This is a genomic window from Frankia sp. AgKG'84/4, assembly GCF_023242965.2.
Taxonomy (GTDB): Bacteria; Actinomycetota; Actinomycetes; order Frankiales; family Frankiaceae; genus Frankia.
The window spans coordinates 1-7520 of sequence record NZ_JALKFU020000246.1 but is presented as its reverse complement, the minus strand read 5'-3'; the positions used below and the strand labels follow the sequence as shown (position 1 = coordinate 7520).

At 71.2% G+C, this 7520-nt stretch carries 8 protein-coding genes; 7 read left to right on the top strand and 1 reads right to left on the bottom strand.

Annotated features, from left to right (window positions below; all coding sequences use genetic code 11):
- Positions 1-58: 58 nt before the first annotated feature.
- Positions 59-784 (top strand): demethylmenaquinone methyltransferase, encoded by a 726-nt coding sequence (locus tag MXD58_RS15730; RefSeq protein WP_248838658.1) that lies wholly within the window; start codon positions 59-61, stop codon positions 782-784.
- Between the two features lie 27 nt (positions 785-811).
- Here the strand turns inward: MXD58_RS15730 and MXD58_RS15725 are convergent, their stop codons facing one another.
- A complete protein-coding gene (locus MXD58_RS15725; protein ID WP_248838659.1) occupies positions 812-1528 on the bottom strand; it encodes a dienelactone hydrolase family protein in 717 nt (238 codons plus the stop codon).
- A 477-nt stretch (positions 1529-2005) separates the two neighbouring features.
- Here MXD58_RS15725 and MXD58_RS15720 point away from each other — a divergent pair, with 477 nt between their 5' ends.
- The 6 genes from MXD58_RS15720 to nuoE form a co-directional block, all read left to right on the top strand.
- Positions 2006-3307, top strand: a complete 1302-nt coding sequence (locus MXD58_RS15720) for a geranylgeranyl reductase family protein (protein ID WP_248838660.1) — start codon at positions 2006-2008, stop codon at positions 3305-3307.
- A gap of 201 nt (positions 3308-3508) precedes the next feature.
- Positions 3509-3871 (top strand): NADH-quinone oxidoreductase subunit A, encoded by a 363-nt coding sequence (locus tag MXD58_RS15715; protein ID WP_248838661.1) that lies wholly within the window; start codon positions 3509-3511, stop codon positions 3869-3871.
- Positions 3862-4668 (top strand): NuoB/complex I 20 kDa subunit family protein, encoded by an 807-nt coding sequence (locus MXD58_RS31140; protein ID WP_374616178.1) that lies wholly within the window; start codon positions 3862-3864, stop codon positions 4666-4668. The genes MXD58_RS15715 and MXD58_RS31140 overlap by 10 nt, the downstream gene beginning before the upstream one ends.
- A 104-nt stretch (positions 4669-4772) precedes the next feature.
- Complete coding sequence (locus tag MXD58_RS15705) at positions 4773-5447, top strand: NADH-quinone oxidoreductase subunit C (protein ID WP_248838741.1); 675 nt, start codon at positions 4773-4775, stop codon at positions 5445-5447.
- A gap of 58 nt (positions 5448-5505) precedes the next feature.
- The gene (locus tag MXD58_RS15700) at positions 5506-6915 is read left to right on the top strand and encodes an NADH-quinone oxidoreductase subunit D (RefSeq protein WP_248838662.1); all 1410 of its coding nucleotides are present in this window, start codon (positions 5506-5508) and stop codon (positions 6913-6915) included.
- On the top strand, positions 6915-7520 hold a 606-nt coding region (gene nuoE / locus MXD58_RS15695), incomplete at its 3' end, for an NADH-quinone oxidoreductase subunit NuoE (protein WP_250609454.1). The genes MXD58_RS15700 and nuoE, both read left to right, overlap by 1 nt.

Here is a 7520-nt window from a genome sequence, read left to right as displayed (position 1 = left end):
GGGTCGTGGCCGGCGGGGTCCCGGTCGCCGGGACCCGCGGCGCCGAGGGGAGCGTGCGGTGAGCCGGGCGGGGCTGGACAAGCGGCCGCGGGAGGTCGCGGCGATGTTCGACGGCGTCGCCGGGCGGTACGACCTGACGAACGCGGTGCTCAGCGGTGGACTCGACCGCACCTGGCGACGCGCGACGGCGGCGGCTCTCGACCTGCGGTCAGGGGAGCGGGTGCTCGACCTCGCGGCGGGTACCGCGACGTCGTCGCGAGCCTTCGCGCAGGCCGGTGTCGACGTCGTGGCCTGCGACTTCTCCCTCGGCATGCTGCGCGCCGGGCAGCGGCGCCTCGCCGATCAGCCGGTGGTGCCGGCCGGCACCGGCCGGGTGCTGCTGGCCGCTGGGGACGGGCTGAACCTGCCGTTCCCGGACGCGACCTTCGACCGGGCCACGATCTCGTTCGGGCTGCGCAACGTCGCCGACACCCATCGCTGCCTCGCCGAACTGCGCCGGGTGACCCGCCCGGGCGGCGCGCTGGTCGTCTGCGAGTTCTCCCGCCCGGTGTGGTCGCCGTGGCGGACGGTCTACCTCGAGTACCTGATGCGGGCGCTGCCGCGGGTGGCCCGCGCGGTCAGCAGCAGCCCCGACTCCTACGTCTACCTCGCCGAGTCGATCCGTGCGTGGCCCGCGCAGGCGGAACTCGCCGACCTGCTGCGCGGCGCCGGTTGGACCCGCGTCACCTGGCGCAACCTCACCGGCGGCGTCGTCGCCCTGCACCGGGCGCACAATCCCGACTGAGCGCCCCGGGCGGTGCCCGGGGCCGGCTCAGTTCGGCACGTGGGCATCGCACCAGATCAGGGTGCGGGACCAGGCGTCGCGGGCTTCGTCGGGGCGGTAGGCGTCGGGCCGGGAGTCGTCGTGGAAGGCGTGCCCGGCGCCGGGGTAGCAGATGATCTCGGCTGGCACCGGTGCCCTGGCCGCGGCGGCCCGCAGGGCCTCGACGTCGTCGCTCGCGATGGAGGCGTCCCGCTCGCCGTAGAGGCCGAGCCAGGGCGTCTGGAGCCGGTCGGCGAGTTCGAGTTGGCTCGGTTCGCCGAAGAGGTGGTCCCGGATCCCGCCTCCGTAGAAGGTCACGGCCGCGCCGAACGGCCGGTCCACCGCGGCGTGGAAGGCCGCGCTGCCGCCCACGCAGAAGCCGACGACGGCACACCGATCGAGCGCCGTGCCCTCCTCGGCCAGCACGGCTTCGGCGGCGTCGATGTCGTCCAGCAGGTCCGTTCCGCTCAGGTCCGCGACGATCCGCATCGCCGCGTCGGCCTCGCCGCGGTCGAACACCGGCGAGCCCACCCGGTGGAACAGGTCGGGCGCGATCGCCCGCCAGCCGGCGCCGGCGAAGCGCGTGCACAGCCGCGCCACCTGCTCGGTCAGTCCGGACGCTTCGTGTAGGACGATGACCCCGCCGCGAACGGGGCCGTCCGGTTCGGCGAGCACGGCGTGCGCCGGCCCGTCGGAGGTGGTCAGGATGACGGTCTCTTCGGTCATCGCTCACTCGATTCGCAGTGCCGTTTTCCCTGCGGCCACCGTGGTGATACCCGGCACGAGGGGTGATGTCACCTCATTGCGAGAAGGTGCCAGTGACGGCTTCCGGCGGGCCCGTACGGCGGGCCCATCCGGACGTGCACGGAGGTTTCGGCCGTCACCGTGCCGGACACGGCGCAGGTGGACGCGGGCGGCATCTGGCCGAAGATCGGGAGATTATACGCTTCCAGGGGAGCGCGGTCGAGGAGCCGTGAACGCCGCAGGCTTGGTGAAGGACGAGATTAGTCACTCGCGGTGTCGATAGGGTGCACGGAGTCGACTCGTCAGGTGTTCCCCGCGTCCTGGTTGGTGCGATTGGCCTGCGTAGGGCCTACACTCGCCGAGGGCGCTCGTGAACAATTTCACGAGCGGCCCGAACGGATGATCCGGCCGGGGCGGCACCCGGCCGGGAACGAGCGGATCCGGAGCGGTTTGGTGACGATGGCGACGGCAGGGACTGACGGCGGCGGTGGGTCGAGGACCGACGCCGATGTCGTCGTGGTCGGTGCCGGGCCGGGGGGCTCCTCGGCCGCCTACCACCTGGCCAGCACCGGGCTGGACGTGTTGCTGATCGAGAAGACGACCTTCCCCCGGGAGAAGGTCTGTGGCGACGGGCTGACCCCGCGGGCGGTCCGCAGCCTCGTCGAGATGGGCATCGACACCTCGACAGACGCCGGCTGGGCGCGCAACAAGGGGCTGCGCATCGTCGGTGGCGGGGTGCGCCTCGAGCTTCCCTGGCCGGAGCTGGCCAGCTGGCCGGACTACGGCCTGGTCCGCCCGCGGCTCGACTTCGACGACCTGCTCGCCCGGCACGCGGTCAAGGCCGGTGCCCGGCTGCACGAGGGCACGGCGGTCACCGGTCCGCTGCTCGACGAGCGCACCGGTCGGGTCGTCGGCGTGCGGGCCCGCACCGGCCCCGACCGCCAGCCCGTCACGTTCCGGGCGCCGCTGGTCGTCGCCGCCGACGGCAACAGCGCGCGGATCGCCCTCTCGCTGGGCATCCGCCGGCGGGAGGACCGCCCGCTCGGTGTCGCAGTGCGCCGGTACTATCGCAGCCCGCGCACCCACGATGACTACCTCGAGTCCCACCTGGAGCTGTGGGAGGGGACGCCGGGCGACAGTCGGCTGCTGCCCGGGTACGGCTGGATCTTCGGCGTCGGTGACGGCACCTCCAACGTCGGTCTCGGCCTGCTGAACACGACCGACGCCTTCCAGAACACCAACTACCAGGACCTGCTGCGCCGCTGGCTCGCCGCGCTCCCGCCGGACTGGGGATTCACCGAGGAGAACGCCACCGGTCCGGTGCGCGGCAGTGCGCTACCGATGGGTTTCAGCCGCACCCCGCACTACCGCGACGGCGTGCTTCTCGTCGGCGATTCCGGCGGCATGGTGAATCCGTTCAACGGCGAGGGCATCGCGTACGCGCTCGAGTCGGGCCGGCATGCGGCGGAGGTAGCCGTGCAGGCGCTGGCCCGTGCCGAGGGGCCGGCCCGGGAACGCGCGCTCGGCCACTATCCGGAAGTCATGCGCGCCCGGTATGGGGGTTACTACACCCTCGGGCGCTACTTCGTCCAGCTCATCGGGAATCCAACGGTCATGGCGCTCGGGACGAAGTACGGTCTGCCGCGGCCGCTTCTCATGCGCTTCGTTCTCAAGATCATGGCGAATCTCACCGACCCTCGGGGAGGGGATGCGATGGACCGACTTATCAATGCCATGACCCGTCTCGCCCCCGCGGCCTGAGATGTTATCCGGGTCGACCTGGCGGTATGCCGTAGAAGCTGGGTCGACGGATCTCGTGAGAGTGAACCCGGGCGTCAGTTGGCCATCCAGGTGCCTTCCGATCAGGACTTCCGCGGTGGCGTCGAGCCCCCCATAAAGGTGGCGCCGTGCGCCGCCCGTCGTAACGTCCGGTAACACTCTTTCGAAGGGGAGAAGTTCGGCATGCTCTCGAACTACGTGCCGATCCTCGTTCTGCTGGTGATCGCGACGCTGTTCGCGGTCGGCTCCGTCGTGGCCGGCATGCTCACCGGCCCACGGCGATTCAATCGCGCGAAGATCGACGCCTATGAGTGCGGTATCGAACCCTCTCCGGCGCCGGCTGGCCCGCAGCGTTTCCCGGTGAAGTACTACAACACCGCGATGCTCTTCATCGTCTTCGACATCGAGATCATCTTCCTGTTCCCGTGGGCGCTCGCGTTCGACAGTCTCGCGGTGTTCGGTCTCGGCGCGATGGCGCTGTTCATGGCCACCATCTTCGTCGCGTACGCCTACGAATGGCGCCGTGGAGGTCTGGAATGGGACTAGAGGAGAAGCTGCCTGGCGGCATCCTGCTCGCCAGCGTGGAGAAGCTCGCCAACTGGTCGCGCCGATCCTCGCTGTGGCCGGCGACGTTCGGGCTGGCCTGCTGTGCGATCGAGATGATGTCCACCGGCGCGGGCCGTTACGACCTGTCCCGGTTTGGCATGGAGGTCTTCCGGGCCAGCCCCCGGCAGGCCGACCTGATGATCGTCGCTGGTCGGGTGAGCCAGAAGATGGCCCCGGTGCTGCGGCAGATCTACGACCAGATGCCCGAGCCCAAGTGGGTGCTGTCGATGGGTGTCTGCGCCAGCAGCGGCGGGATGTTCAACAACTACGCGATCGTGCAGGGCGTGGACCACATCGTGCCGGTCGACATGTACCTGCCCGGCTGCCCGCCGCGGCCGGAGATGCTGATGGACGCGATCCTCAAGCTGCACCAGAAGATCCTCGACGGTCCGATCACCGGCAAGACGGCGCACACCGAGCTCGGCGCGGCGCCGTACCCGAAGCCGATCGACGTGGCCACCGCCCGTGCCGGCCTGCCCGCCGGCGAGCTCGACACCCGCACGCTGTCGGTCAACGACCGTAAACGGTTTCGCGTCCCCGCCGACGCGCCCGCCACCACCGGTCGCGGCGCCATCGAGCCGGTGTTCGACACCCGCCGGCCCGCCGCGATCGCGCCCCCGTCGGTGTTCGGTCGCCGCAAGCAGGTCCCGATCGACGCCAAGCCGCTCGACGAGCGCCGGGCGCACGGCGAGGGCCCGAGCACCGGCGACCTCGGCGATCGGGAGGCGGACCAGTGAGCGGCGACGCCCAGACCCCCAACGGCGCCGGGAACCACAACGGCGCCAACGGCGCCCACGGCGACGACGGCGCCAACGGCGACGACGACCGGGGCGTCGGCGAGCTGGTCGCCGCCGAGGCCGCGTCGCGCCGGCCCGACCGCCAGCGCGACGCGTTCGGCGCCGGCGGCACCGGCGACACCTCCGGCTTCGGCCGCCTCGTCGCCCCGCTGCCGGTGCTCGCGGACAGCGAGCGCCCGTTCGGCGACGCCGCCGCGGACGCGGTTTACGACACGCTCGAACGGGTGTTCCCGCAGCTCGGCGACGCCGTCGAGCGGGTGGTGTTCGACCGGGGCGAGCTGACCCTGCACGTGCGGCGCGAGGACCTGCTGGCGCTGTCCCGGACCCTGCGCGACGACCCGGGCCTGCGTTACGAGCTGCTGTCGTCGCTGTCCGGCGTGGACTACCCCGACGACCTCACCGGCCGCCGGTTGCACTCGGTGGTCCACCTGACCTCGATGACCCACCGCCGCCGGCTGCGGGTGGAGGTCTCCGTCGGCGACGACGACCCGACCATGCCGAGTCTGACCTCGGTGTGGCCGACCGCCGACTGGCACGAGCGGGAGGCCTACGACCTGTTCGGCATCGTCTACACCGGCCATCCGGGGTTGACCCGGATCATGATGCCGGACGACTGGGTCGGTCACCCGCAGCGCAAGGACTACCCGCTCGGCGGCATCCCGGTCGAATACAAGGGCGCCACGGTCCCACCGCCGGACGAGCGCCGGAGCTACTCGTGATCCCGCGCCCGGCCGCCACCGGCCGCCGGCATCCCCGAGGCGACATCCGAGGTTCGCTATGACGCCCAGCAGCACGTCAACCCCGCACGGCCCACGCGCGGCGAGTACCGACCAGCATGACGAGTTCGACGCCAACCAGGCACCGGGCACCGGGCCGTACGAGGCCGGGTACGCCGAGTCGGCCAGCGGGCGCGTCTACACCGTCACCGGCGGCGACTGGGAGGACATCCTCGGCGCCGGCGAGCAGGACGACCAGCGGATCGTCGTCAACATGGGGCCGCAGCACCCCTCCACCCACGGCGTCCTCCGGCTGGTGCTGGAGATCGAGGGCGAGACGGTCATCGAGACCCGCCTCGTCATCGGCTACCTGCACACCGGCATCGAGAAGAGCTGCGAGTACCGCAACTGGACCCAGGCCGTCACCTTCCTCACCCGCGCCGACTACCTCTCGCCGCTGTACAACGAGACGGCGTACTGCCTGTCGGTCGAGAAGCTGCTCGGCATCACCGACCAGATCCCCGAGCGGGCGACGGTGATCCGGGTCATGGTGATGGAGCTGCAGCGCATCGCCTCCCACCTGGTGTGGCTGGCGACCGGCGGCATGGAGCTCGGCGCGACCACAGCGATGATCTTCGGCTTCCGTGAGCGGGAGAAGGTCCTCGACCTGCTGGAACTCATCACCGGCCTGCGGATGAACCACGCCTACGTCCGGCCCGGCGGTCTCGCCCAGGACCTGCCCGACGGCACCGAGCGGGCGATCCGCGAGTTCCTCGTCGACATGCCGAAGCGGATCAAGGAGTACCACAAGCTGCTGACCGGCCAGCCGATCTGGAAGGCCCGGATGGTCGACGTCAACGTGCTCGACGCGGCCGGCTGCATCGCGCTGGGAGTCACCGGCCCGGTGCTGCGGGCCGCGGGCCTGCCGTGGGACCTGCGCAAGACGATGCCCTACTGCGGCTACGAGACGTACGAGTTCGACGTGCCGACCGCGCTCGAGGCCGACTCCTTCGCGCGCTACCTGGTGCGGCTCGAGGAGATGACCGAGTCCCTGAAGATCGTCGAGCAGTGCCTGGACCGGCTGCGGCCGGGCCCGGTCATGGTCGCGGACAAGAAGATCGCCTGGCCGGCGCAGCTGTCCGTGGGCGCCGACGGGATGGGCAACTCCCTCGACCACATCCGCAAGATCATGGGGACCTCGATGGAGGCCCTCATCCACCACTTCAAGCTTGTCACCGAGGGCTTCCGGGTGCCGCCGGGCCAGGTCTACACGCAGATCGAGTCGCCTCGCGGCGAACTCGGCTACCACGTGGTCAGCGACGGTGGGACCAGACCGTTCCGCGTCCACGTGCGGGATCCAAGCTTCGTGAACCTGCAGGCCGTGCCGGCGCTGACCGAAGGCGGCCAGGTGGCGGACGTCATCGTCGGGGTCGCCTCGGTCGACCCGGTGCTCGGGGGAGTTGACCGCTGATGGCCCTTTCGCCGCAGACCCACGCCGCCGCGGCCGAAATCATCGCCCGCTATCCGGTCGGCCGGTCCCGCTCGGCGCTGCTGCCACTGCTGCACCTGGTGCAGGCCGAGCAGAACTGCGTGACCACCGAAGGCGTGCAGTTCTGCGCCGACCAGCTCGGCCTGACCGCGGCCGAGGTCGGCGCCGTCGCGACCTTCTACACGATGTACAAGCGCCGGCCGGTCGGGGAGTACCTCGTCTCGGTCTGCACGAACCTGTCCTGCGCGCTGCTCGGCGGCGACGAGGTCTTCGCCCGGGTCGCCGAACAGCTCGGCGTCGGCCACGACGAGACCACGCCCGACGGCTCGATCACCCTCGAGCACGCCGAATGCCTGGCCGCCTGCGACTACGCGCCGGTCATGACGGTGAACTACGAGTTCTACGACCAGGTCGACCCGGACTCGGCGCAGGCGCTCATCACCGGGCTGCGGGCCGGTGAGCGGCCCCTGCCGAGCCGCGGCGGCCCGCTGTGCTCGTTCGCCGAGGTGTCCCGCCAGCTCGCGGGCTTCGCTGACCCCCGGCCCGAGGGCGTCGCCGGACCGGGGGTCGGCGAGCCGTCGGTCGCC